The organism is Parafrankia sp. Ea1.12 (assembly GCF_900465275.1).
Classification (GTDB): domain Bacteria; phylum Actinomycetota; class Actinomycetes; order Frankiales; family Frankiaceae; genus Parafrankia; species Parafrankia soli.
Genome location: NZ_UBIZ01000255.1, coordinates 14,259 through 39,210 on the forward strand (window position 1 = coordinate 14,259; position 24,952 = coordinate 39,210).

Annotated in this window: 18 protein-coding genes and 5 pseudogenes; 12 read left to right on the forward strand and 11 right to left on the reverse strand. The window is 68.1% G+C overall.

What is annotated here, in order from left to right:
• Positions 1 to 214 precede the first annotated feature (214 nt).
• The 5 genes and pseudogenes from FMEAI12_RS38020 to FMEAI12_RS11090 form a co-directional block, all read right to left on the reverse strand.
• Positions 215 to 376 (reverse strand): hypothetical protein, encoded by a 162-nt coding sequence (locus FMEAI12_RS38020; protein WP_235013901.1) that lies wholly within the window; start codon positions 374 to 376, stop codon positions 215 to 217.
• Positions 377 to 431: 55 nt separating this feature from the next.
• A pseudogene (locus tag FMEAI12_RS38025) lies at positions 432 to 692 on the reverse strand (site-specific integrase); the annotation flags it as partial.
• 8 nt (positions 693 to 700) lie between these two features.
• Positions 701 to 904, reverse strand: a pseudogene (locus FMEAI12_RS11080) (replication initiator); the annotation flags it as partial.
• Positions 905 to 919: 15 nt separating this feature from the next.
• Positions 920 to 1,555 (reverse strand): type II toxin-antitoxin system PemK/MazF family toxin, encoded by a 636-nt coding sequence (locus tag FMEAI12_RS39830; RefSeq protein WP_200835252.1) that lies wholly within the window; start codon positions 1,553 to 1,555, stop codon positions 920 to 922.
• A 60-nt stretch (positions 1,556 to 1,615) separates the two neighbouring features.
• Positions 1,616 to 1,807, reverse strand: a pseudogene (locus FMEAI12_RS11090) (ISL3 family transposase); the annotation flags it as partial.
• A 4-nt stretch (positions 1,808 to 1,811) separates the two neighbouring features.
• On the opposite strand from FMEAI12_RS11090, the pseudogene FMEAI12_RS11095 reads away from it, so the two are divergent.
• A pseudogene (locus tag FMEAI12_RS11095) lies at positions 1,812 to 1,966 on the forward strand (ISL3 family transposase); the annotation flags it as partial.
• A gap of 134 nt (positions 1,967 to 2,100) precedes the next feature.
• Here the strand turns inward: FMEAI12_RS11095 and FMEAI12_RS11100 are convergent.
• Both FMEAI12_RS11100 and FMEAI12_RS11105 read right to left on the reverse strand, forming a co-directional pair.
• Positions 2,101 to 3,612 carry an alpha/beta hydrolase domain-containing protein gene (locus FMEAI12_RS11100; protein WP_112105943.1) on the reverse strand — a complete coding sequence of 504 codons (1,512 nt, stop codon included), beginning with the start codon at positions 3,610 to 3,612 and terminating at the stop codon, positions 2,101 to 2,103.
• Positions 3,613 to 3,798: 186 nt separating this feature from the next.
• Complete coding sequence (locus FMEAI12_RS11105) at positions 3,799 to 4,365, reverse strand: TetR/AcrR family transcriptional regulator (protein WP_112105944.1); 567 nt, start codon at positions 4,363 to 4,365, stop codon at positions 3,799 to 3,801.
• A 245-nt stretch (positions 4,366 to 4,610) separates the two neighbouring features.
• On the opposite strand from FMEAI12_RS11105, the gene FMEAI12_RS11110 reads away from it, so the two are divergent.
• Positions 4,611 to 4,916, forward strand: coding sequence for a hypothetical protein (locus FMEAI12_RS11110; RefSeq protein WP_112105945.1), 306 nt, complete (start codon positions 4,611 to 4,613; stop codon positions 4,914 to 4,916).
• Positions 4,917 to 5,304: 388 nt separating this feature from the next.
• Here the strand turns inward: FMEAI12_RS11110 and FMEAI12_RS11115 are convergent, their stop codons facing one another.
• The gene (locus FMEAI12_RS11115; protein ID WP_112105946.1) at positions 5,305 to 5,634 is read right to left on the reverse strand and encodes a DUF86 domain-containing protein; all 330 of its coding nucleotides are present in this window, start codon (positions 5,632 to 5,634) and stop codon (positions 5,305 to 5,307) included.
• Positions 5,631 to 5,912: a nucleotidyltransferase family protein gene (locus FMEAI12_RS11120; protein WP_112105947.1), complete on the reverse strand. Its 282-nt coding sequence runs from the start codon at positions 5,910 to 5,912 to the stop codon at positions 5,631 to 5,633. Before FMEAI12_RS11120 ends, FMEAI12_RS11115 begins: the two co-directional genes overlap by 4 nt.
• A gap of 627 nt (positions 5,913 to 6,539) precedes the next feature.
• Between FMEAI12_RS11120 and FMEAI12_RS39835 the strand changes: the two are divergent.
• From FMEAI12_RS39835 to FMEAI12_RS11150, 5 genes and pseudogenes are all read left to right on the forward strand, one after another.
• Positions 6,540 to 6,629 (forward strand): annotated as a pseudogene (locus FMEAI12_RS39835) (SAM-dependent methyltransferase); the annotation flags it as partial.
• A gap of 127 nt (positions 6,630 to 6,756) precedes the next feature.
• Positions 6,757 to 7,224 carry a GNAT family N-acetyltransferase gene (locus tag FMEAI12_RS11135; RefSeq protein WP_112105948.1) on the forward strand — a complete coding sequence of 156 codons (468 nt, stop codon included), beginning with the start codon at positions 6,757 to 6,759 and terminating at the stop codon, positions 7,222 to 7,224.
• A 171-nt stretch (positions 7,225 to 7,395) separates the two neighbouring features.
• Entirely contained in the window at positions 7,396 to 9,420 is a 2,025-nt protein-coding gene (locus FMEAI12_RS11140) for a prolyl oligopeptidase family protein (protein WP_112105949.1), read from the forward strand.
• Positions 9,421 to 9,467: 47 nt separating this feature from the next.
• Complete coding sequence (locus FMEAI12_RS11145) at positions 9,468 to 9,647, forward strand: hypothetical protein (RefSeq protein ID WP_112105950.1); 180 nt, start codon at positions 9,468 to 9,470, stop codon at positions 9,645 to 9,647.
• 84 nt (positions 9,648 to 9,731) lie between these two features.
• A complete protein-coding gene (locus tag FMEAI12_RS11150) occupies positions 9,732 to 10,412 on the forward strand; it encodes a bifunctional 2-polyprenyl-6-hydroxyphenol methylase/3-demethylubiquinol 3-O-methyltransferase UbiG (protein WP_112105951.1) in 681 nt (226 codons plus the stop codon).
• A gap of 151 nt (positions 10,413 to 10,563) precedes the next feature.
• On the opposite strand, the gene FMEAI12_RS11155 is transcribed toward FMEAI12_RS11150, so the two are convergent.
• On the reverse strand, positions 10,564 to 12,663 hold the full coding sequence (locus FMEAI12_RS11155; protein WP_112105952.1) for a TerD family protein: 2,100 nt from the start codon (positions 12,661 to 12,663) through the stop codon (positions 10,564 to 10,566).
• A 521-nt stretch (positions 12,664 to 13,184) separates the two neighbouring features.
• Here FMEAI12_RS11155 and FMEAI12_RS11160 point away from each other — a divergent pair.
• The 3 genes from FMEAI12_RS11160 to FMEAI12_RS11170 all read left to right on the forward strand — a co-directional run bounded on the left by FMEAI12_RS11160 (position 13,185) and on the right by FMEAI12_RS11170 (position 18,830).
• Positions 13,185 to 14,033 carry a YihY/virulence factor BrkB family protein gene (locus FMEAI12_RS11160; RefSeq protein WP_235013891.1) on the forward strand — a complete coding sequence of 283 codons (849 nt, stop codon included), beginning with the start codon at positions 13,185 to 13,187 and terminating at the stop codon, positions 14,031 to 14,033.
• Complete coding sequence (locus tag FMEAI12_RS11165) at positions 14,030 to 15,682, forward strand: MFS transporter (RefSeq protein ID WP_112105954.1); 1,653 nt, start codon at positions 14,030 to 14,032, stop codon at positions 15,680 to 15,682. Before FMEAI12_RS11160 ends, FMEAI12_RS11165 begins: the two co-directional genes overlap by 4 nt.
• A 283-nt stretch (positions 15,683 to 15,965) precedes the next feature.
• Positions 15,966 to 18,830, forward strand: coding sequence for a patatin-like protein (locus tag FMEAI12_RS11170; RefSeq protein ID WP_112105955.1), 2,865 nt, complete (start codon positions 15,966 to 15,968; stop codon positions 18,828 to 18,830).
• 382 nt (positions 18,831 to 19,212) lie between these two features.
• On the opposite strand, the gene FMEAI12_RS11175 is transcribed toward FMEAI12_RS11170, so the two are convergent.
• Positions 19,213 to 20,781, reverse strand: coding sequence for an ABC transporter substrate-binding protein (locus tag FMEAI12_RS11175; protein WP_112105956.1), 1,569 nt, complete (start codon positions 20,779 to 20,781; stop codon positions 19,213 to 19,215).
• Positions 20,782 to 21,582: 801 nt separating this feature from the next.
• Here FMEAI12_RS11175 and FMEAI12_RS11180 point away from each other — a divergent pair.
• Both FMEAI12_RS11180 and FMEAI12_RS11185 read left to right on the forward strand, forming a co-directional pair.
• Entirely contained in the window at positions 21,583 to 22,587 is a 1,005-nt protein-coding gene (locus tag FMEAI12_RS11180) for an expansin EXLX1 family cellulose-binding protein (protein WP_112105957.1), read from the forward strand.
• Between the two features lie 932 nt (positions 22,588 to 23,519).
• A complete protein-coding gene (locus tag FMEAI12_RS11185; RefSeq protein WP_020463016.1) occupies positions 23,520 to 24,932 on the forward strand; it encodes a family 2B encapsulin nanocompartment shell protein in 1,413 nt (470 codons plus the stop codon).
• Positions 24,933 to 24,952 lie beyond the last annotated feature (20 nt).

A 24,952-nucleotide genomic window follows, 5' to 3' on the forward strand; every position in this document is an offset into this window, starting at 1 on the left:
TCGGCGGACACGGAGCGGCGCCGCAGCCCAGGTCGCGCCGACCCGGTGGACATCGGTGGACGTGCGTGGACGGAGCGCCTGCTTCTCTTAATCCGCGGGTTCGGGGTTCAAGTCCCTGGCGGCGCATCCGTAGCTACCAGCGGTTTCATCCATTTGGATGGGGCCGCTGTTTTCACTGTGGCAGCCATGCTGGCAGCCACGGGTGCGCAACGCATCAATCCCCTTCTACTTCCTTCTTCCGGTCATCGTCGCTGTCGGTGGCCGGCGCCCCGGTGCCCCACAGGGCCGCGCCCATCCGGTCGGCCGCGTCGGTCGACAGCTCCGGCGCCACATGGCTGTAGGTGCACAGGGTCAGGCTGATCTGCGAGTGACCCATTGATCTCCATGACCACCCGCGGATGAACTCCCTGCGCCAGCAGCAGGCTCGCCATCGTGTGCCGCGCGTCATGCAGCCGGGCCGCCCGCACACCGGCCTGCGACAGCAGATCCTGCCAGGCCCGATGGTCCGCACGGGGATCGAGCGGACGCCCGTTCGGCTGGACGAACACGAGATCCTGTTCGTTGACCCACTCCCCGCCGGCCGCACCGCACTCGGCGCGCTGAGCGGCACGATGAGCCCGCAGGCTCACCGCCAGGTTCAGCGGAATCACGATCGTCCGCCGACCGGCACGACTCTTCGGCCGCACAATCACCAGGCCCCGTGGCAGGCGTCGAGGCTCTTCACCAGGTACTTGGTCAGGTAGCCAATCATCCGACCGGTGTTCGTCGAGTTCGCCGTGACACCGTCCGCGCGGAGTTGGGGCCCGAAGCGGACGACGTGGGCCGGTTCGTCGTCGCCGCCGATCGCGTCCACCGCCTCATCCCAGGTCGGGAGCAGCCGGGACGTATCCGGGTCGAGGTAGCCGTTTGCGATTCGAGGCTAGTGCCAGCCGTAGCGCTGATGCAGCCGGTCCGTGACCCGCTCGAACGGCTCGCGCGGCAGGGCCGTCGACTCTCGGCGCATCCCGCCCTCGTGCACCCGGATCACCCGGTCCAGGTTGACCCAGGACGGTCGGTGCTCGCTGTCCCACCCGCCTGCGCCGACGGGCACAAAGTCGCCCTCGCCGCCGTGGTCCTTGCTGGTTAGCTGCACGGCCAGGTAGGTGCCCGCGGATTCGACGGCCACCACGAGTACCGGCCGGTCCTTGCCCCGTCCGTCGTTCTCCTGGAACGGCACCCACGTCCAGACGATCTCGCCGGGATCCGGGGCCCCGTCCGGTTGCGGCGAGTAGCTCATCCGCACCGGCCCGATGCGACGCGGATCGACCTCCATGGTGGCGTCCGGCCCGGACTCGCCCGGCGAGACCTCTGCATTCGCGCGGGACGACCGCGCCCGCTCCCGGGCCGGATGACTGCGCGCGGCTGCCACCGAGGACGAAGAAGAACGGGCCGTCGGTGTTGATTCCGACCGCCGCCGACCTTCCCGTCCTGCCTCCCGCGAGGGTGCCTCACTCCTGCGGCGGCCGCTCGTCACCAGGTCGGACACGGTCTTGATCAGATCCCCCAGCAATCCCATGCCGCCACAATAATTAGACCGGCCACGGCTCCTGACCGCCTGGGATACAGCCCCCAGGGCGACGCCGAGCACCCGCGGCGCCTCGAACGGCGGGAGCGGCAGACGCAGCAGGCAGCGCAGCGCGCTGTACCGGGACAGCCGGATCGCCAGCGCGGACAGGACCCGAACACCGGCCCGGCCGGCTAACTCGCGGACGACCGCGCCGATCTGAGCGGCCAGCCTCGCCGTGCGCCGCTGGTAGCGCTCCAACACGTACGACTTCGCGCTGCGCCGCCGGCCCCGCTACGCCACGATCCTGATCGACGCGCAGACCCGGCGCGCGTCGACGTCCTGCCCGACCGCGGCGCTGACGCGTTGGAGGCATGGCTGCGCGCCCACCCCGGCGTCCAGATCGTCTGCCGGGACGGCTCCGGCGCCACGGATCATGCGTCAGATGCACGGCCGAGCAGGATTCACCCTGCTCCGCCACCGCATCCTGCTCGACTAACACCCCGTCACCACCGAAAGTGAGCCAGAGCCGGCGATCGGACACTCCCCGAACACGCTTATTGAACGCGTGACGGTTGTGCGTAGGCGAGCAGCGCGTCACGGTCTGCCGCCAGGGTGAATCCGGCTTTGATCGTGCTGTCGACCGCCGTGGTGTATTTCTGCAGGTAGGTGTCACGCGACGGGTAAAGGGCCGCGAGACGTTCGGTGGGCAAGGGTGTCGTCGAGCCGAACAGACTGCATATCACCGAAGGGTTCGGGCCGGGGGTGCCTGACAGGACGTCGACCGGCACGTCCACGGGCGGGGTGCGTACGCCGCCCAGTGCGATGCCGTCGGCGTCGCGCGCGATCTGCGGCGGGCTGTCCTGTGTGACCTCGATCCGTGGTGCGGTGGCAGGCAGTGTCCCAGCACTCACCCAATCCTCGAGAGCGTCCAGTGCCGCCTTCACGACGACGTGCATGGGAGCATTATTGATCTTCGTCGAGCAGCCGAGCGCGTCGGCGAAAGGGCCGACCGTGTGCATGTCCGCGTGCGCGGCCCCGGCGACCTCCCAGAGGCGGAACCGGTCGCTGTCGGGCTGGCGCGCGCCGAGGGAGTTCAGCGGAGCGCCGAGGTCGCCCTCGGTCTGGATGTCGAGTACTGGTACTTCGGTGTCGGTCCGGATGATCGTCGGTGAGGTCGCGGTGTCGTCGGCGATGTTGGCGGGCTGGCCTGGTGCGGCGAGCGGAAGGCCGCCGATGCCACGGCTGTGGACGAGGAAGCCGTCGAACTCGCGGGTGAGGGGCTGCACTCCGTTGAGGTAGGTGACGAGCGCGTACGCCGACTGGGATTGGCCGGCAGCGAGCACGCGCCGCGGCTTCAGGTCGCCCATCGCCACGCCGCTGGCACGGACCGCGCGCGCGGCTTGGGTGAAGATGTCGAAGGAGTATCCGTCGCCGGGCTGGTTGAGCGAGCCGTATCGCGCGGGGTCGGCGCCAACCAATCCGGTTGAGGTGTTGCCGCGACCGGTCGGGGTGAGCACGGGTCCGCCCATGACACCGATGCGTTGCGCCGAGACGCCGACCCACGCGTCGCCCCGTCGGACGATCTCTTCGTGGGTGCTTGACCACACGACGTCCGAGTCGCTCCCGCCGCTGACGTTCAACCACTCGACGACGACGGTGCCGCTGAACGCCGTGGTAGCGGCTGGCCGCCGCACGAGTACCCGGGTGCTGTACGCGGCGGTACTGCCGGGTTGGAATGTCCAGCGGCCATCGGGAGCTAGCGCACCTTGCGGGTCGTACGAGGTCGCTGTCCCTGATGCGGCGTACTCGTTCTCGACGTAGCCGGTGCCCGTCAGGTCGACCTTCGTCGGGGAACCCATGCTGACACCGTTACCGCCGCTTAGTTCGTGTAAGTCGGCGACCGGTCCCGCGGGCCGTGGCTGTGCCGTCGGCGACGTTTCCGAGATCGGCTCCGACCCGTCGGAACATGCCGATCCGAATATGGCGATGCCGAGTACGAAGGCGAAAGCCGAGACGTGTCGACCCGGTGAAAACTTGCGCCTTCTGGCGACATTCTCACTTGGCATCCGTGAAGCCTCCGTCGGTTTCCATCGATGTTCATCGACTCCTGCCATCGGACCGGTTGACCCCACTGCCGGGCCAACTAAACGGGCCTGGAGCCAATTCGATTGCCGGACAGGCAGGATCCCCGCGGCGGGGTGTGCGGGGTCTTGGAATACCTTCTGGTCGCGCTGGACGAGCGGCCGGCCGGTTCATCGAACGCGATCTCCGTCCGCTTCGACCTGATGGAGCCGTGCGAAGACCGACATGAGACGGAGCAGTCGGTCCGTCAGCTCCTCGGGATCGAGGGGGTCCTCGCCGTCGATCAACCAGTCGTTGATGACCGCGCCCGTCCCACCCGTGAAAAACGCCGCCAGGTCCACAACCATGTCCTCGCCCAGCTCGCCGAACAGCGTCCGCACGGCCGGTCTTTGGAATGGGTTGAACAAGCTGTTCAGCGCACTGGTCATGGCGAACGCGCACGATCCGGTCAACATCGCACGGTAGAACGACCGGTGCCGCGCGAAATGTCGTGCCGCCGCCACCGCCCGCGTCCGGCCGGCCTCGGTGTGGTCCTCGAGCTGCGGAAAAAGTTCCCGTCTGACCAAATCGACCGCAGCTTCTACAAGAAGCGACTCGCGATCACCGAACTGCAGGTAGACCAGCTGCCGGCTGACGTTCGCGGCCTCGGCAAGCTCGGTGGCCGAGACGGCCGTCGTGCCGCGCTCGGTCACCAGGCGCACCGCTGCCGCGAACAGGGCTGAACGTGAGCGCAGCACCCTCCGGTCTCGGGGGCGGGGTTCCCGCGAGGGCTCGGACAGCACGTCGCGATGGTATACAGTTGTCAAAAATTGGACAAGTGTTAACCACTGACGCCCGCGGGAGTGTCCGACGATGCGGAGGGCAGCGCCCCTCCTCCCGGCCGTCGACCGGAAGGTGTCAAGTCAACTGAGCCAGTTGGCTGTTGCTTGGCTGGTCGGGCTGCCACTGTGGGGCGGTGGGGAACCGACCGTCGCGGAATCGGGTGCTTGGCGACCGGCTGTGGGATGACGAGGGGCGGGAGTGGCGCCATGCCACCGGTCAGTGGGCCGATGTCGACGAGGTGGAGCGGTGCCTTGCCGATGCGCGGGTTGTCCTGCTCCACGGTTTCGGGCGCCCCTTGCAGTGGCTCACTCGGGACGACGCGGTGCGTCGTTGGGAGCAGATGCGGCACCATTTCGAGACTCCGGGTCAGTACGGCGCGCGGGGCGACGACCAGGACCTCACCTACGCGGCCGTGGTGTGGCGCCGTGGCGATGAGCAGCTTCTGGGCTTCGAGTCGTTCTGCTGAGGGTCAACGCGTGGGAGGGTGCGGCAGCCAGGCTGGCAGCCAAGTCGGCGGACGACGACGGACGAGCGTGGACGTCCACGGAATCCGGACCGTGTGTGACCTGCACAAGTGGACGTCGGCGGACGTCCACGAACAAGCATCCGATGATCTCTTAAGCCGCGGGTTCGGGGTTCAAGTCCCTGGCGGCGCACCCGTAAGCCCTGGTCAGGGCGCCTTTCACAAGATCAATTATCTCGATTCTTTCGAGATCGTCCCGCACTTTGCGAACAGCCGTGAGCGTATTTTTCGTACCCCATCACGGTTGTCCCTTGCGCGGGGTCAGTGCTGGGCCGGCGGGCCAGATCCGAGGAAGGCTGCGAGGGAAGCGCCGCCGGAAGAGCTGCTCGAGTCAGTCGCCCAGCCAGGATTCTACGGTGACAGCAAGCCCGGGGATCTCGACGGTGACCGCGGTCCACAACAGGTCCGTGTCCACCGAGAAGTAGCCGTGTACGAGATGGTTGCGCATGCCGGCGATCGCAGCCCAGGGCACCTCGGGGTGGTGTGTGCGGAAGGAGTCCGACAGCCGCGCTGCGGCTTCCCCGATTATTCCTACCCATCTGATCAGAGCAGCGGACAGAACAACGTCCTTGTCGAGTTCCTCGCGTGAGGCGGGGAGGTGCGCGCTGATCAGTTCCGCATGTTCGACGATATCGCGGAGGCGCTCATCGTCGGACCTCACAGTGCGACGGCCTCGGCCAGGACCCGCGGACGGAGCCGGGGTCGTAGCCCAGCGACTGTCGTGACGTCGACGTGGACATTGAGCGTCGCCTCGGTGTCGCTGATGAAGCCACCCAGATCGAACAGACCTCGTCCTGGAGCGAGATCGACAAGGAGGTCGACGTCGCTCGCGTCGTCTGCTTCGGCGCGGGCGACGGAGCCGAAGACACGGATGTTGCTCACACCGTAGCGTCGCGCGATCGCGTAGACGTCCGCGCGACGACGACGCAGTTCGCTCATCGTCACCCTCCGGTGACGATCTACGTCTGGCGTCACGGCAACCTCCTCGAGGCGGACGACAGCTGACTGGAACGGGCTGCGAGGTCGCCTTTGCCGCTGGACAGGGTGCCGACGAACTCCGGCAACGGCCACTCGTCGCTTCCGTCCACGGTTGGGGTGCGCTCTCGGAGGAGAGCCAGGACCGGTGCCACCTGGGACTCGGGCAGCCGGTCGATCAGCCGGTGCAACTCGTCTCGCAAGGCGCCCACAGAGCACAGGATACGGCCGTGGGCGGCAGTCGACCCACTAGATCCACTGGTGGAACTCTTTGTGGACTTGGCGGATGGACGCGGACGCCGCAGGAGATCTCGAACGACCCCGCAGCCAAGGAGCCTGGCATCAGGTCTCGGCTCACGTCGGCCGGGCACCGGTGTACCCACCGCTGTACCCGAGCAGACGGACGTCAGTGGACACCGGCGGGCACGGACCGGCGCTGAAGCCCAGGTTGTACCGACCAGGTAGACGTCGGTGGACGTCCGTGGACGAAGCGCCCGCTTCTCTTAATCCGCGGGTTCGGGGTTCAAGTCGCGGCGCACCCGTAGCTACCAGCGGTTTCATCTATTTGGATGGAGCCGCTGTTTTCATTTCGTCGACACCGTACGCACCGCGTTCGGCGGGTACGTGCACGGCGCCGAGGTCCGCTTCACCGCGGCCTGCTGGCTGTTCAGCGCCCGAGCGTCGGTCGGGTCGGAGACGCCGACCACGCCAGTCGAGCTCGGCTGGCAGCGGGACGACGGCCTCGCGGAATACGGTCTCGCCGGAAATGAGGTGCGCTCTCGGCCCGGGAACTGGCAGTCTCGCGGTCATGGATGTGCCGGCCGGATTCGAGATCGACGACGACCCCGAGCGGATCGACCGCGACGCGGTGTGGGCCGCCCTGTCGACCGAGGTCTACTGGGATCTGTGGCGCGAGCGCTCGCATGTCGAGGCGCAGCTGGACAGTGCCTGGCGGGTTGTCGGTGCTTACGAGGTGGCAACCGGTCGGCAGGTCGGCTTCGCCAGGGCGATCTCCGACGGCGTCTCGTTCGCCTACCTCGCCGACGTGGTGGTGACCGGTAGCGCCCGTGGCCACGGGCTAGGGAAGGCCCTGGTCACGACCATGATCGAGGACGGTCCCGGGGTCGAGTTCGAATGGCTGCTGCACACCAAGGACGCCCACACGCTGTACGAGCGGTTCGGCTTCCGGATTCCCGAGCGCACCGTCATGGAGCGGGGGAGCCCCCGCGAGCCGGACTTCGAGGCGGCGCCGCCTCCCGATTCCGTGCGGCGATGAGTGGGGCCGCTCAAGACCCGTTCAACCAGATCGGGCCGCTCCGTCGTGGTACACGCACCGTGACGATCAGACCTGCGCCGACCGCGCTGCGGTTGCGGCACCTGGCGCCCCGCGGTGTGGAGTGCCGTCGGGCCCACCGAACTGTGCCCCGTGATCAGGCAGACTTGAGGGATGGCCGACGATGATCCGCACTGCTGGCTCGAGGACGTCGCCGGGGAGGCCGCCCTCGCCTGGGTGAGGGAACACAACGCCGAGACGTTCGCAGAGCTCACCCAGTCCGCCGAGTTCGCCGGGCTGCGCGCGGAGATCCGCGAGGTGCTCGACTCGGATGACCAGATTCCCTACCCGGTCACCAGGGGCGAGTACCTCTACAACTTCTGGCGCGACGCGGGTCATCCGCGTGGCCTGTGGCGACGCACCTCGCTGGCGTCGTATCGCGATGCCGCCCCGGACTGGGAGGTCGTGCTCGACGTCGACGCGCTCGCCGCCCGCGAGGGCGAGAACTGGGTGTGGCACGGCGCGCGGGTGCTGCGACCCGAATACCGGCTGGCTCTGGTCGAGCTGTCCCGTGGCGGCGCGGACGCCTCCGTCATCCGTGAGTTCGACCTGGTCACCAAGTCCTTCGTGGAGGATGGCTTCTTCCTGCCCGAAGCCAAAAGCTCGGTCGGTTGGATCGATGAGGACCGGATCTATGTCGGTACCGATTTCGGCGAAGGATCGTTGACCACTTCCGGCTACCCCCGCGTGATCCGGGAATGGCGGCGCGGCACTCCGCTCGACGATGCCGTCACAGTCTTCGAGGGCGAGGTGGATGACGTCTCGGTCGACGCCTACCACGACCCGACCGAGGGTTTCGTGCGCGACTTCGTCGACCGAAGCATCGACTTCTACCACACCGAGACGTTCCTGCGTATCCCGACGGGGCTGGTCCGCATCGACGTCCCGGACGACGCGCACACCTCGGTTCACCGGGAGTGGCTGCTCATCACCACCCGGTCGGAGTGGGTTGTCGACGAGAAGGTCTATCCGGCGGGCGCCCTGCTCGCCGCCAACTTCGAAGCATTTCTCGCCGGACGACGAGAGCTCGAGCTCCTCTTCGAGCCGGACAAGAACACCTCGCTCGCGTACCACGCGTGGACTCGCAATCATCTCATCGTCGCCACTTTGCGGGACGTGAAAAGCCAGTTCACCGTGCTCACGCCGACGGCCTCGGGCTGGACGAGGGCGCCGCTGGCCGACCTCCCGGACACCGGCTCCGCCTACATCAGCGACACCAACCCCGACGTCGACGACGAGTACTACCTCGGTGCCAGCGGCTACACCCAGCCAGCGACCTTGTACCGCGGCGAGATCGGCGTGGAACCCGAGATCCTCAAGCAGGCCCCGGCGTTCTTCCCGACCGACGGTCGCACCGTCAGCCAGTATTTCGCCGTGTCCGACGACGGTACCCGCGTCCCCTATTTCGTCGTCGGTACCGGAAAACCCGGGCCGACGCTGCTCTACGGGTACGGCGGCTTCGAGGTCTCGCTCACCCCCAGCTACAGCGGTACTGTCGGCCGGGCCTGGCTGGCGCGCGGCGGCACCTATGTCGTCGCCAACATCCGCGGTGGCGGCGAATACGGCCCGGACTGGCATCAGTCAGCCATCCGCGAGAACCGGCTGCGTGCCTACGAGGATTTCGCCGCCGTGGCCGGCGACCTCGTCGGCCGGGGGATCACGACGCCGGCCCAGCTCGGCATCGAGGGCGGTTCCAACGGCGGGCTGCTCATGGGCGTCATGCTCACCCGCTACCCGGAGCTGTTCGGAGCCGTCGTCTGCTCGGTGCCGCTGCTTGACATGCGCCGCTACCACCTGCTGCTGGCCGGAGCCTCGTGGATGGCCGAGTACGGCGACCCTGACGATCCAGCCGACTGGGCGTTCATCAAGGAATACTCGCCGTACCAGAATGTCCGGCCCGGCCGTCGCTACCCGCCGACGTTCATCACCACGTCAACCCGCGACGACCGCGTCCACCCCGGGCACGCCCGCAAGATGGTCGCGCGGCTGCGCGAACTCGGCTACGACGTCCGCTACTACGAGAACATCGAAGGCGGTCACAGCGGCGCCGCCGACAACGAGCAGCTTGCCCACAAATCAGCCCTGATCTACGAGTTCCTCTGGCGTACCCTCGGCACCGGCCCCGCGGCCGGCGGATAGCGCCGGCGGCCCTGCGGAGAGGGGCGCCGGCGCTCACCCGCGGACCGGTGTCGACGGGGGCCTTCCGCCGCTTCTCCGCACCCGGTAAGATCCTCACGGTGCTCGGGGACAGCGGTTGGTCGGCCTCGGGCCTGTTCAGCGGCGAGGTCGATGCCGTCCTCGCCGACCCGACCGGAGGGGTCGAGCACAGCGGCGTCACCTGGACGTCCGTGGGGTCGAGGACCTGACAGCCAGCGCCAGACCCGAGTATCTGTTTGCCAAATCAGCAAACAAATTTGGTGGCTGGGCACATCCTGGGCAAGAGTGGCCCAATGATCGACGACCTCGCGACAGGCTCACCCGCGTCCGACACCCGCTCTGCTCTCGACGGATACGTCGGAGACCCGGCAGTGCAGGCGGAGTGGGACAAGCGGTACTCCGAACGAGAGCAGCTGTGGAGCGGCCAGCCCAACGGCGCGCTCGTGGCCGAGGTCGCCGCGCTCACGCCCGGGCGGGTGCTCGACGTCGGCTGCGGCGAGGGCGCGGACGCAGTCTGGCTCGCGCGCGGCGGCTGGGACGTGACCGCGCTCGAGGTCTCCGGCCTGGCACTGGAGCGGGCGGCCGGGCACGCGCGGGACGCCGGCGTCGCCGTCCGATGGGTCCACGCCGAACTGACCGAGGCCGCTCTCCCGCCGGCGTCCTTCGACCTGGTCTCCGCGCAGTACCCGGCCCTGCTACGCACCCCTGACGCCGCGGCCGAACGAGCACTGCTCGCCGCCGTCGCCCCCGGCGGCCTGCTCCTGCTCGTGCACCACGCGGGAATGGACACCCATCCGGTGCACGACAGCGGATTCGACCCGGCCGACTACGTCTGGCCCGCGATGGTCGCCGCACTGCTCGACGACGGCTGGGAGGTGGAGCTCAACGAGCAGCGGCCACGCGTCGCACCCGACAGCGGAGCCGGCGCACACCACGTCGACGACCTGGTACTACGCGCACGCCGGCTACGCTGAGCCCCCCACGTTCATCGGCCGTTCCCGTTCATCGGCCACGGCCTCCAGCGTCATCTCCCAATCGCCGGAAGCGGTCGAATCCACCGGGAGAAGTTCGGCCGAACGTTTCAAATATTCAGCCGAAAACACCCAGAGTTAATCTCGATGAGACCTAGGAAATCTCAGCCAACGCACCATCCGCTTCCGATGAGGCCTCGCCGGATACTCGCCATTCCCTCAGGTTCTGCACCACCTCTTCGTAGAATTTTTCCAGCGCGTCGACTACAGAGGTCACAAATGTTCCCTTTCCGACGCCACGCTTCGAGCCAAGAGGAGCGCTGAGCGAAATACGGAACGCTCGGACTTCACGCCCGGCCTCAGGAACCAGAATTTCCGGCTTCTGGCGCACCAACGCGAGAAGCTCCGCTCGGGCGGACTCCCGCGACCCCTGCTCGAAAGATTCGACACGCAGGTTCCCGTTCGCATCCGCCAACTGCCGCGTAACCCACTTCACGCGAGTGAGTTGACGTCCCTGACGAGGAGCATCGACGCTGATTGAACAGACCACCCGCCCCGATCGCAGGTCGGCGGAAATTCCTACGGGGCCGACAGCGCCAGGGATCCGCAGCGTCGCGGATATCGAGCCCTTCTGGCACAGCTCATCAGCCAACGCCTGCCGTCTTTGCGCCGCGTCGATTCGCCGATTTATCTGAAGGAAGACCTCGGTCCCCAGCAGTCCGCCCAGATGTAGGCACAGATAGTGGGCCAGCTGGTCGAAACGTTCGACGGTAGAAGGCAGGCCCTTGTCGGTGGGTCGTAGAGTGCCCGCTGACACACTATCCCTCACCGCCACCCAGCTGGAACCCATGTCGTCGAATGACGCGGCGCCGGATCTCGCATGGTCGAGGTAGCGGAGAAACTCACCGAGGATGTACTCCTGAGTAGCGTCCGCCACGGAACTGTTTTCGATGAGAAGTTGACAACGGAAGCGTACCTCCGCCCAGGAGATATGGTAGACACCGACCTTCTTCGTCTTCCGTCCGTCGATCGCGACGGGATGGCGCTCATCTGGCGCGGTGATCAGGTTTGAAATCGTGATGACGGCGTCGAATCGCTGCTCGCGGGCTATGTCGAGATACGCTTCGATCTGGTCCGCACGAAGTTCCCCTACACCTGTCTTCACCTCGACGAGTGCTGTCCAGGTACGCTGCCCACGCCTGACACGAATCAGCCCGTCAGGTACATATGGATCGTCCCCACGGTTGAACGGGACTTCGATATATGTCTCGATCTGGCCAGCAGGCGCGCCGAATCGGGTCGTAATCGCACGACCGAACTCTCGCACAGACCCCACAACCGCGAGCAATGCTGACGTGGCGCGTCGTTCCTGTTCGGCTGCCCCACCGATACCGGCAACCGGGAACAGCCTCGCCGGATGCCAGCTCGTTTCTCCTTCTCCAGCAGCCGGCCGTCGGGCCTTGGAAGCTGACAGCTTCCGCGCAGTCCTGCGCTTCGTCGTTGTGACCGTCTGAGTGCGCCGCTCCCGGCTGCGAACTGGCGGACTGGCTGCCTCCGTCGGAGCCGTGGCGGCTGCGCTTTCAGGAGCCGTGGCGCTGTCTGTGTCTGGAGACTCCGTTGCGGTCTCAGCCTGCTCGGTCGCCGTGCCATCGGCGTCGTCAGGACCGACTTCGACTCCATATTCGGTAACCAGGGTTGACAAGCCCGTGTCATACCCCTGGCCAATCGCACGGAATTTCCACTGCCCACTGCGACGGTAGACTTCTCCGAGCACAAAAGCGGTCTCGGTCGAAGCGTCCGTGACATCGAATCTAAGTAGCTCCGCCGCGTCGGATCCTCGGAGCAGCCGAAGCCGCAGATAGTTCAGACAACCAAATCCGTCCCCGGCGCCGGCGTCCAGACTGGCAGAAAGAACTACCCGTTCGACACTGTCAGGAACGTTGTCCATGTCAATGTCAACGACGTCCGTGAAGGCCGTGTGGTCTTCTTCGTTGTTCGAAGTCTTACCTCGGAGCCTGACAGCACCGCCAGCGCCAGATGGCTGGTTGTAAAAGACCAAGTCGTCGTTCGATCGTACCTTTCCGTCATCCCCAAGCAGGAGCACACTTACATCCGCGTCGAGCGACTGACCCTCCTCAGTAGCCCACTCAAGAATCACGGAAACAGAACCGAGTTCGTCAGCCAGGGCACTGAGGGTTACATTTCCCCCCTTGCGCATGGCCGCAGCTGTCGCAGCGCACATACAGGTGACCATATCCCGCACGGGACACCCAAACAGAGACACTCCCAACACGCTACAATCAGCCGCAATTCGAACACGAGATGAACAAATTCATGCCGTTGGTACCGCGGCGACAGTGATCTTTGTGCGACTACTGCCGCTCTGGCCGCTACTTGGGCGGGCACTGGACCCAGCAGAAACGACCGGACGAGGTCAATTCTGCTCTGATCGTTTTTTCGCTGCCTACGGTGATCCGGACCCTTTTCGTGTCTTCGCCGTGAGGCGTATGTTCCCCCGTTTCGGACCCCGGAGATGCGAGGACACTCGCGCGCCGCGATGCTGAGGTGCACGGCCCGGTCGGCGGTCAGCCGGATGGGCGAGAATACCGTGGTCGGAGGGGAGTTATGCCCGGGAGCCGACGCGCGCCCGGTGACCGGCGCACATCTCGACCATCCGGCGGATCCATCGGCTCCGTCGCGGACCGGCTGCGGCGACGGTTCGGACATCTGGCGGAAAAGGCCCGGCCGATCCGGGCACGGCTCCGGAACGCCGCGGTGGAGGATCTGACATCCAGATTGCGGCAGGGCGATCTGATCAACAGTTCGATGAGTCTCGCCGCGCTCATTCTGATGATGTTCTTCCCCTTTATTATCGCGTTGGCCGCGTTGTCGCCGCTGCGCCCCGGAGGCGCGGCAGAAATAATCATCAGGCGGATGGGCCTGAACCAGGATGCCGCGGAGGCCGTCGAACGGCTGTTCACGCCGCAGGACGGAACGGTCCACAGCGGCTGGACGGTGGTGGGCGCGCTCTGGCTGATTCTCGGCGGCCTCACCCTGGCCGCGACCGTGCAGTCCGTGTATGTCCAGGTTTTCAGGGTCCAGCCGCTCGGGCTTCGGGGCATCCCGGCCCAGGTCGTCTGGCTCTGCGAGCTCATCGTCTTTCTCGCCGGCGCCACCGGTGCCGGGGCGCTGCTCACCAGCACCACTACCGGCCAGATCTGCTACGGCCTGCTCAGTACCACGGGTATGTTGTTCCTTCTCTGGATCGGCATCAGGGTCCTCACCCTCGGACGGCTCGGGTGGCGCGAGGCATGGCCGGCCGCCGCGTTCACGACGGTCGGGCTGACCGGTCTTGGCGTGGTGAGCAGGTTTACTTTCTCCGCGTCCATCGTCACGAACGAGCGGAGCTACGGGAGCATCGGCGTCGTTTTCACGATCCTTTCCTGGCTGATCGGTTTTGGCGTTGTTCTCACCGGAGGGGCGATCGTCGGAATGTGGTACAACGAGACGCGCAAAGCAGCCGCTCGCGCCAAGACGGGAATGCGGGCCGAAAAGGGAACCGGCGATGCGGCCGGCTGCGGAGATCCCGACGTCACCAGGCGTCGGCCCGAGCGCGAACGATGACACCCCGGGCAGCGGGGATTCAGGGCCCCGGGGCCGGGCCGGAGGCCGCTTCGGCCGGCCTGGTCGTTCTTCCCACGCTGGCGGCGGCGCAGTTCCTCATGACCCTGGACAGCTCGGTCATGAACGTGTCGATCGCCACCGTGGCCGCGGACATCGGTACCACGGTGACCGGAATTCAGACCGCCATCACCTTCTACACCCTGGTGATGGCCGCGTTCATGATTACCGGCGGCAGGCTGGGGCAGCTCTTCGGGCATCGGCGTGTGTTCACCATCGGCTGCGTCGTCTACGGCTGTGGGTCGCTGACGACGTCCGTCGCCGGGAATCTCGCCGTGCTCATGTTCGGCTGGTCGTTCCTCGAAGGAGTCGGCGCCGCGCTGATCATGCCCGCGGTCGTCGCTCTGGTCGCGTCGAACTTCGCCTCGGCGCAGCGACCGCGTGCCTACGGGCTGGTCGCCGCCGCCGGCGCGATCGCGGTCGCGGCGGGTCCGCTCGTCGGCGGCCTGTTCACCACCTACCTGTCCTGGCGCTGGGTCTTCGCGGGCGAGGTCCTCGTGGTGGGCGTCATCCTGTGGCTGACCCGGGGGATGGCGGACACGCCTCCGACCGCGCAGGGACGTCTCGACATCGTGGGCACCGTGCTGTCCGCGGCCGGCCTGGCGCTGATCGTGTACGGCGTCCTCCGCTCGGGGAGCTGGGGCCTGGTCCGGCCGGCGCCCGGCGCGCCCGTCTGGTTGGGGCTCTCACCCGTGATCTGGCTGGCCCTCGCGGGCGGAACCATCCTGTTGCTCTTCGTCCGGTGGCAGGATCACCGGCTGGCCCGCGGCGCCGCCGCGCTGCTCGATCCGGTGCTGCTGCGGAACCGGACGTTCCGGGCCGGGCTCACGTCGTTCTTCTTCCAGTATCTGCTCCAGGCGGGGCTCTTCTTCGTGGTACCGCTGTATCTGTCGGTGGCGCTCGGGCTCTCGGCGGTCGCGACCGGCGTGCGTCTGCTGCCGTTGTCCATCGCCCTTCTGGTGGCTGCCGTCGGCATTCCCAAAGCCCTCCCGCACGTCTCACCGCGACGCATCGTCCGTGGTGGTTTCCTCTCCCTGTTCGCCGGGACAACGATCCTGATCGCCGCGCTCGACGCCGGCGCCGGACCGGAGATCGTGACCTGGCCGATGCTGCTCGCCGGCCTCGGGGTGGGCGCGCTCGCGTCCCAGCTCGGCAGCGTCACCGTGTCCGCGGTCGCCGACGAGCACACCGGCGAGGTCGGTGGGGTGCAGAACACGGTGACGAACCTGGGCGCGTCGATCGGTACCGCGGCAGCTGGGGCGGTTCTCATCTCCGCGCTGACCTCGTCGTTCCTCACCGGCGTACGGCACGACCCCGCCGTACCGGCGGAGCTGAGCACGCAGGCCGAGGTGCGCCTGGCCGAGGGCGTCCCCTTCCTGTCCGACCGGGACCTGAAGATCCGGCTCGACGAGGCCGGCGTCCCGCCGGACACCGCCAAGGCGATCACCGCCACCAACGCGGACGCCCGCCTCGACGGTCTGCGTGCGGCTCTGTCGCTGCTCGCCGCCATCGCCCTGGCCGCGATGTTCCTCACCCGCCAGATCCCGGACCGGCAATCCGCTCCGGCGCCGGCTTCCGGCCGGGTCACCTGACCGCTCAGAGCCGACGGCCAGATGTACATCACGGTCACCGAAAGCAGGATTCGGCTGTGGGACACCACCGGCCCTCGTCTGCTGGTTACGGGCCGCCGTGCGGCTGACCGGCGGGCCCGCCGACGCCGGCGCGGCACGACTCCCAGCGGCCCGGCGCAATGATTGGATGCGCGGCATGGTGGCGGCCCACCCGCGACGAGGCGGACGTGGGTGAGGATTGCCGGTAAATCCCACGAACACCCGGCCCCGTTCCCGGCACACGGGATTCTCGTCAAGGAGAGCGATGAGCCGCAGCGGCAACCAGCTCAATGTCGACCATGACGACCTGGAGGACATTCGAATCGCGGTCGTTCTCAATGGCGGGATAAGCCTCGCGGTGTGGATGAGCGGGGTGGTCAACGAGATCAACAGCCTTACCCGGCGCCGTCCGAGTGATCCGGCCCCGGGTAAGGCGGATCTGCGCTTTTCGGAAGCGGCGACGGTCTACGGCGGACTTCTTGATCTCGTCCACGGGAGGGCGCGGGCAGATGTGATCGCGGGGACGTCGGCCGGTGGCATCAACGGGGCGTTGCTGGCGTATGCCCAGGCCTACGGGGCCGATCTGCGCCCGCTCGGCGAGTTGTGGGCCGAGCTGGGCTCGTTCGACGCGCTGCTGCGCGACCCGCGTGAGCCGCACCCGGCGTCCCTGCTGCGCGGCGATGACTGTTTCCTGCCCCAGCTGGTCAGTGCCTTCGAACGCATCGTGCCCGCGGGCGAACGATCCCAGCGGTATGTGCCGGCGAGCGAGCGGCCGATCGACCTGATCATCAACACGACGCTGATGCGCGGCCAGCCGAAACAGCGCGTCGACGACTTCGGGACGGAGATCATCGAATCGGCCCATACCGGAGCGCTGCGATTCACCCGCGCTGCGGACGTGTCACCCGGACTTGACCCCTTCTGGGACGCGAGGATTACCCACCGGCTGGCGCTGGCGAGCCGGAGCACCGCGTCGTTTCCGGTCGCCTTCGAACCGAGTTTCATCCCGGTGGGGGAAGCGGGGAGGGATTCCTACCATCCGGACATGGGCGCCGGCGCGGGCCTGCCGGCGGTGGCGCAGTTCGACCGGAGCCGGTACGTCATGGACGGCGGAGTGCTGCTGAACCAGCCGGTGAAACCGGCGCTCGCCGCGATCTACGCCCAGCCGGCGGAGCAACAGGTACGGCGGCTCCTGGTGCATGTGAACCCCGACCCGAGCAGTCCCGCCCCGGCCGAGGTCGCCGGTCTCGGCGACGTCTACAGCCTCGGCAGCGACACCGACGACCGGCCGCCGACGCCGGCCGCGGTGCTGCGGACGCTGGCCACGTTGCCCTACGCGCAGTCGGTCGACGCCGAGCTCACCGAGATCCAGGCGACGAACGGCCGGGTCCGCCGTTACCGCCCTGACCGCGCGAGGATCGTCCACCACCTCAACGAGAAGCTCGCCGAGAAGCTGATGGACGGCTACCGGAGCACGCGCTCGTACCAGGAGGCCGATCGCATCGGTGCGCTGCTGGCGGCGGCCGCCCCGCGGCCCCGGATCTGGTGGAGCCGTCCCGAGCTCGCAGCGGTGCTACGGGACGTCGGCACGCGCGCCGGCGGCGTCTCCTACATACCGCCGGACGACCATCTGCCAGCCGCTGACGCCGACCCCGCGCTCTGGGCCTGGGGGGTCGAGCCGGTTGAGCGCGTCGGCGCCCTCGCGGTCGACGTCTTCAAGCGCGCCATGTGGCTCGCCGATCCGACCGACCCCGCCGAGGTGACTACCCGCCGGCGGCTGCGCGGGCACCGCCGGCGCCTCCACGAGGCGCTGGCCGAGCTTCGTGAATGCCGCCGCGACGACGAGGTGTTCTGGCGGAGCTGGGCCACCCGGCCGCCGGCTTCCCCGGCGCGGGGCTCGGACGCGACGGAGCGTCAGGAGTGCCTTCGCTCCTGGGTTCAGGCCGCGCTGTCACGCTGGCCGCTGCCGCCGGGGGCCAAGGAGGCCCCGGCCGCCTCCCTGCCTGACCGGCTGGGCGCCGTCGCGGAGCGGATCGCGCGCGTCCTGGCCGAGGCGGGCGGCGACCTGCGGCATGTCTCCGCGCGCGCCCGGCCAGGCGGTCCGCCGGCCGGCCCGCCCGGCGTTCGGCACGCGGCCGGTCCTCCCGACGCGGCTGGCGACTCCGATGCGGCGGACGAGGCCGAGTTGCTGCACAACCTGGTCGAGGCGTTGTTTCCCGACGGCGCGCAGCCGTCCCCGGCGTCGTTGCTGCGCAGGCTGCTGGCGGTAGAGGTGTGCCAGATCGCGATCTCCGGCGCGCCGCCCGAGGTGGAGCAGGAGGTGCTGCTCCAGCAGATCAGCGGGTTCACCCCCAACTCGTTCGGCGGGCCCACCACCCCGGCCAAGATCGCCGGAACGGAACTGTTCTGGTTCGGCGGGTTCGCCAGCAGATCCTGGCGGGTCAACGACTGGATCTGGGGCCGGCTGGACGGCGCCACGCGCATGGTCCAGGCCGTCCTCGACCCGGGCCGGCTGCGCCAGCTCGGCCTGTCGGCCAAGGACACTCACGACCAGCTGCGCCGGCTCGCCGTCGGGGGCAGCTATCAGACCCGGTTGGGCGAGCACTTCGACGCGCAGAGCGAGGCGATCCTCGCGGAGCTGTCCTTCCTCGACGATCCGGAGGCAGGAGCAGAGCCCCTCGTGGCCACTGCGCTCGCGGTCGCCCGGCGGCTGCACGCCGACATCCTCACCGAGGAGCTGCCCCGCCTCGCCGTCGCGATCGAGGAGGATCGGAAGGAAGGCGGCCTTCCCACCGCGGGGGCACGTTTCCTGCGGCTGTGGACGGCCACGCCCGACCCCGGTCTGGACGAGCTCTTCGCCATGTTCGCCGACGCCGAGATCGCCACGGAGTCCTTCGCCGAGGCGGTCTCGGCGGGGCTCCTCTGGAGATCGGCTGCCGTCGCCACACGGTTTGCCGCGAGCCTGTTCGCCCCGGTCCCGCCGGCCTACACCCCGATGCTGCAGACACTGGAACTGGCCTTCGACGTCGTCCGGAAGGAGGCCGGTAGCGTGCTGATGCTGCCCGCCGCGGTGATGAGATGGGCCGGCCGGCAGACCACCGCGAGGATCCGGGAAAGTATCGGCGGATGACCCGGGAATGAGGGGACCGCCCATGTGGGCGTACCCGACATGGCCAGCGCATCAGGGACGAGACGGCGACGGGACGCCGCCGCCACCGCCAGCCGCGTCCGTGGCACGCTGAACCGATGAGATCTCCGCTTCGCCAATGGGTGCGGCGGCGGGCGAAGGCGCCTCGCCCCGTGTTGCCGGTTCCGCCGACGGTTCCCTGGCGCGGCCCCGTGGTCTTCCACTGCCCGGGGTGTCGGCACGCGGCGTCAGACGCTCCCGGATGCCCGTCGTGCGGACCTGGTGTCACGGTGCAGGACGGCCACCACCGTGGCCGGCGTCCGCGGACACGCTGACGCCCCGGGACCGTGAGATGCACGGCGTTCCCGGGGCGCCACCGCGGGGGCTACTTCTCGATCCACAGCTCCTCGGGCAGCAGGGAGCCGGCGCCGTACTGCCTGAGGCCGTTGACGTTCTTGGCCGCGATCGCGCCGGGGGCCGATCGCATGAGGAAGATGACCGGCGTCATCGCTGTCAGTCGCGCCTGTACCTTGTCGTAGGCCGCCTTACGATCGGCCACCGAGGTCGCGGTCCGGCCGGCCAGCAGGGCCGCATCCAGTTCCGGGTCCGCGAGACCGGACATGTTGGCCGGTGAGTTCCCGGTGAAGTTCGCCAGCAGCCGCGGCTCGGGGTCCTGGAAGGCCGCCGACGAGATGACCATGTCGAAGTCGTGGGTCGAGCGCAGCGCGGCGCCCTTCGCGAAATCGATGATCGCGACCTCGGCCTTGACGTTCTTGAAGCTGCTGAGCTGGGCCTGGACGTTCTCCGCGATCGCCTTGTTCTCACTGGTCGGATAGCTGGAGAAGGTGAACGACACCGGCTTTCCCTCGGCCGCCAGCTCGTCGAAGAGCTGCTGTGCCTTCGCCCGGTCGGTGGACCTCAGCTGCGTCTTCGAGTAGAAGGGTGAGGCATCGGTGAACAGCGTCTCCGCGACACTGCCCTTCCCGTTGTAGGCGGCCAGGTTCAGCGCGTCGATGTCCAGCGCCGCGGACACGGCCTGCCGCGCCCGAATGTCGTCGAACGGGGCTCGGCGCGTGTTGAGCGCCAGGAAGTTGCCACCGCTGAGCGGCAGCAGGTCGGACGGGAGGCCAGCGGCCTCGGCTTTCCCGAGGTTGATCCAGTTTGTTTCGATGGAAACATCAGCGCCGCCGCTGGTCAGAGTGTTGTAACGCTGGTTGGAGTCGAGCACCGTGCGCAGCGTGATCCCGTCGAGATAGGGCTTGGGCGCGTCCCAGTAGCGTGGGTTCTTCGTGAGCTTGATCTCGGCCTGACGGGTCCAGCTCTGCAGGGTGAAGGGTCCCGCGCCGATCGGCTTCTCGTCGAAGGACTGCTTGCCCTTCTGCAGGGCTGCCGGCGAGGCCACCCAGTTCAGAACCGTGCCGACAACCGCCTGCGCGAACGCCGCGATGGGCGTGGTCATCGTGACCTTCATCGTGCGGTCGTCGATCACTTCGGTCGAGGCGACCATTGCCGCTTCCGGCAGGCTCGACGACGCGGTGGCCGGGTCCTTGATGCGGTCCCAGTTGAACTTCACAGCCGCGGCGTTGAGGGGCGTACCGTCGGAGAAGACCAGGTCAGGGCGCAGCTTCAGCTCGAAGGTGGCGCCGCCGTCGGTCGTGGTGAAGGACTCGGCCATCGAGTAGCCGACCTTGCTGGTCTCGTCCGTGGTCAGCAACGTGCCGTACAGGGCGTTGCCCAGCACCGCCGTGATCGCCGCCTGGTTGGCCAGCGACGCCGGGTCCAGGCTGGTCGGGTCACTCGTCATGATGATTCGCGCGATGCCACCCGAAACGGGTTTGCTGGAGGCATCGCTGGCCGGGCTGGCCGTGTCGGAATCACCGCCCCCGCAGGCTCCCAGGACAAGGGTAGCGACGCAGACCACGGCCGCGCCGAGTAATCGCTTCTTACGCGCCATCAGTGACCTCTCGTTATGTACGTGGCGGAATCTGGGAATCGATCGGTCAACGCCCTTCAGGGCGCGCCGGGACGACGGATCAGTCGACCGGAGAGGGTCCGGGCGGCCACGGAGAAGGCAGTGCTTCGCAGGCGGGCGACCCGCCATCACGACGCATTCCGTCAAGTTCCGTCGAGCCGGAAAGTCAGGCTCTCCGTGCGCACGGAGAGCCATCGACCGGTCTGTACGAGTTATTTAGCGGGGCTTACTTCCGTGAACCGGGTGGGCCGTGGCTCATGCCGGGCCTCGGCCATGGTGACTTTGGAACACCGCCGAGGGTGAGGTACTCGCCGGTAACCGCACCCGCATATCGGGAACCAACTCGCCCCGTCGCGGCGCCCCCGGCTATACCAGAATCCACCTCGTCCTCCCCAGGGCGCCGGCTAAGTGTCGGTAGGATGCCACCAATATCTGTGTTTCGGCAATACCCGGCGACGACAGAAACGGGCCGGCCTGACCACGGCGTCCTCCAGGCCACCTGGGCCGGAGCCCCTGCGGCGACAGGCGACAGGGGGCGCGAGTCGATCCTGTGTGGCCGACCCGGACACCGCCCGACGGCGGTTGCACAGTACACGGACCTCCGAACAATTGGACATACCAGAACCAACGCGACACAACATGCGACCTCGAGATCGCCACAGTGTTCTCGTAGCTACCCTGGGCGCTCGACGGCTGATCGCGACACCCGCTAGCGTGCGAGGTCCGGGGAGGGGTAGAGCGGCGCCGGCTGTCGTCGGCGCTCCGGCCACGGAGGTAGTTCCGATGTCCCCCGCCCCAGGTTTCGTCTCGCCGGCTCGGCGTGCCCTGCTCGGCGTGGCGGCGGCGGCCGTCGTCGTCCTCGCCACCGGCTGCCAACCGGCGGTCGGCGGTGGTCCGCCGGAGCCCGACCCGGTCAGCACCGCGACCGCGGCGTCTGCGCCCGGTCCGTCGTCCACGCCCACCTCGGTGCCCACGGCCAGCTCAGCGCCCTCGGTCACCCCAGTGCCCTCGATCAGCCCCGCTCCTTCTGCCGGGCCGACGATCGGCGGCACCGCCGGGCCGGGTACCGGTGCCTCGACCGCGCCCACCGGTCCGTCGGCGCCGCCCGGCCGGCCTTCGGTGACAGGCGCGCCGGCGCCGGGCGCACCGGCAGGGCCGACAACCGTGCCGGTCACACCCGGCCGGATCCAGCCGGGTGTGGTCCGCACCGGTCCGGCGACGCACTACGGCGCGGACGGCGGCGGCAACTGCATGTTCGACCGGCTGACCGACCCGGCCATGCCGGTAGTGGCGATGAACGAGCTCGACTACGAGACGGCCCGCGCCTGCGGCGCGTACATCGAGGTCACCGGACCCGGTGGCACCACGGTCGTGAAGGTCACCGACCGGTGCCCGGAGTGCGGTCCTGGTCATCTCGACCTGAGCCAGCAGGCCTTCGCCCGGATCGCCGGCGGCGTACCCGGGCTGGTCGACGTCACCTGGCGGCTGGTGAGCCCGGCTGACATCGGATCCGTCCAGTTCCGGGTCAAGGAGGGGTCGTCGGCCTACTGGCTGGCCATTCAGGTCCGTAACCACCGCAATCCGGTCGTCTCGCTCGAGGTTCGGGTGAACGGCGCCTGGACGGCGCTGCCGCGGGAGATGTGGAACTACTTCGTGGCACCGCAGGGTCTCGGCCCGGGGCCGTTCACCGTGCGGATCACCGACGTTTACGGCGAGCAGCTTGTCGAGACCGTGAACCTGGCACCCGCCTCGGTGCAGACGACGGGCAGCCAGTTCGCCCGGCGCTGACCAACCGCCGCCGGAACCGTGGCGCGGCGGGCGGGGGGCCGCCGCGCCACGGCAGGCCGGCGGACGGACAGGCGAACAGCTCGGCGGGCAGGCGGGCGTCGGTCGGCTGGTGGCCGGCGCATGGTCCGTCGCTGGCCCGCGGGGGCTGGAAGCGCCGGATGTGGCCCGCCGTTGTGACCATCTGTCAGCGCGATTGCTAGTGATTACAGCTCAGCATCGGCCGACATCAATAAGCAGATACGGCTAGTACACCGCCGGGGACCATTACCCAGCGTGCACCGAAAACTGCACTGAGGATTTGACGGGTACGAATCGTAGACACCCGGAAATTTCTGGATATATGCCGACGGCTACTGGCAAAAACGGGCCGGGCAGGGGACGTCCGCCGGATCACCTCCGTGACACCGCGTGATCGGTAGGACAATTTCGAGGGACCAGGGAGGACAATCACCAGGGACCAGATTCGATTGGTTCCGTGGAGTGCTTGCCATCGGGACGATCGATACGAAAGGCTTCCACTGCGCGCCGCACCGCGGCGGAAACTGCATCGCGGGCTGAAAACGGTCCCGGGCGCGCCGGGTTTCACACCTGGGGATGATCACCGAAGTATTCATCGTACGCGCAGCTTCACAACAAAGACCGATCGCGCCTCCGGGCGCGCCGCCACAAGCCTTCGCGTTCTTTCGATGTTCCGCCTGCACTTCGTCATGTAGTTCTGCCTGCAATTCTGTCCGTGGCGCCGGTCCGCGCCGGGATCGATCCGGCCTCGACCGAGCGCCGGGATCTCAGTAAAGGACGCCGACCGCGCACGTCGCGGTTCCCGGGGGGATTCACCGTGCTGAGGAGCTCCCCCGCGCGCGCCGGTGTCGGAGTCCCGCCCTCGTCCCCTGAATGACCAGAGTCCCCTGAATGACCAGAGATAGGTGGCTAGTATGACCACGCCCGCGCAGGCCAGCTCCGACGTCCAGGACGGTGCCGCCGGCCAGCCGCTGTCGAGCCTTGGTACGGCCGCGGCGCGCAACCTCGCGACGACGACGAAGTCCGTCCCCCAGATGCAGGGGATCTCGTCCCGTTGGCTGCTGCGTGTCCTCCCCTGGGTGCAGGCCGCCGGCGGCGTGTACCGGGTCAACCGGCGGCTGAGCTACGTCGTCGGGGACGGCCTCATCACCGTCGTCAACACCGGTTCGGACGTGCGGGTCGTCCCGGCGGAGCTCCGTGAGCTGCCGGTGCTGCGCGGCTTCGAGGGTGACGTGCTCGACGCGCTCGCCGAGCGGTTCACCCAGCGCGAGTTCGCCGCCGGCGACACGCTGGTGACCGCCGGTGACGCCGCCGACGAGCTGTTCGTCATCGCCCACGGCAAGGTGGACAAGGTCGCGCCGGGGCACTACGACGACCCGCGATCGCTCGGGATTCTCGCCGACGGCGCGTACTTCGGCGACGACGTGCTCGTCGAGGACTCCGTCACCTGGGAGTTCTCGGTGCGCGCAGTGACCAGCACGACGGCCCTGGTGCTGCCGCGCCAGCGGTTCGCCGAGCTTCTCGACCAGTCGCCGGAGCTGCGCCAGCACGTGGACGACTACCTTGCCCGCCCGCGCCCGCCGCGCAACCGGGCCGGCGAGGCGGAGATCGCGATCTCGTCCGGGCACTCCGGCGAGCCCGCCCTGCCCGGGACGTTCGTCGACTACGAGCTGGCGCCGCGGGAGTACGAGCTCAGCGTCGCCCAGACGGTGCTGCGGGTCCACACCCGGGTCGCCGACCTCTACAACGAGCCGATGAACCAGATCGAGCAGCAGTTGCGGCTCACCGTCGAGGCGCTGCGCGAGCGGCAGGAGAACGAGCTGGTCAACAACCGGGACTTCGGCCTGCTGAACAACGCCGACTTCCGCCAGCGCATCCACACCCGTGACGGGGCCCCCACCCCGGACGACCTGGACGAGCTGCTGAGCCGCCGGCGCAGCACGCACGTCCTGCTCGCCCACCCGCGGGCGATCGCCGCGTTCGGGCGGGAGTGCACCCGCCGCGGGATCTACCCGGCCACCGCGCTGTTCCACGACCAGCACGTGCCGGCCTGGCGCGGGGTTCCGCTGCTGCCCGTGAACAAGATCCCGGTCAGTGCCGCCGGGACGACGTCGATCATCGCCATGCGGACCGGCGAGGAGAACCAGGGCGTGATCGGCCTGCACCACGTCGGGCTGCCCGACGAGCTGGAGCCCGGCCTGTCCGTGCGGTTCATGGGCATCAGCGAGCAGGCCATCATCTCCTACCTGGTGACCACCTACTTCTCCGCGGCCGTCCTCGTGCCGGATGCGCTCGGTGTCCTCGAGAACGTCGAGATCGGGCATTAGAAAGCGGCGTCACTCCCTCG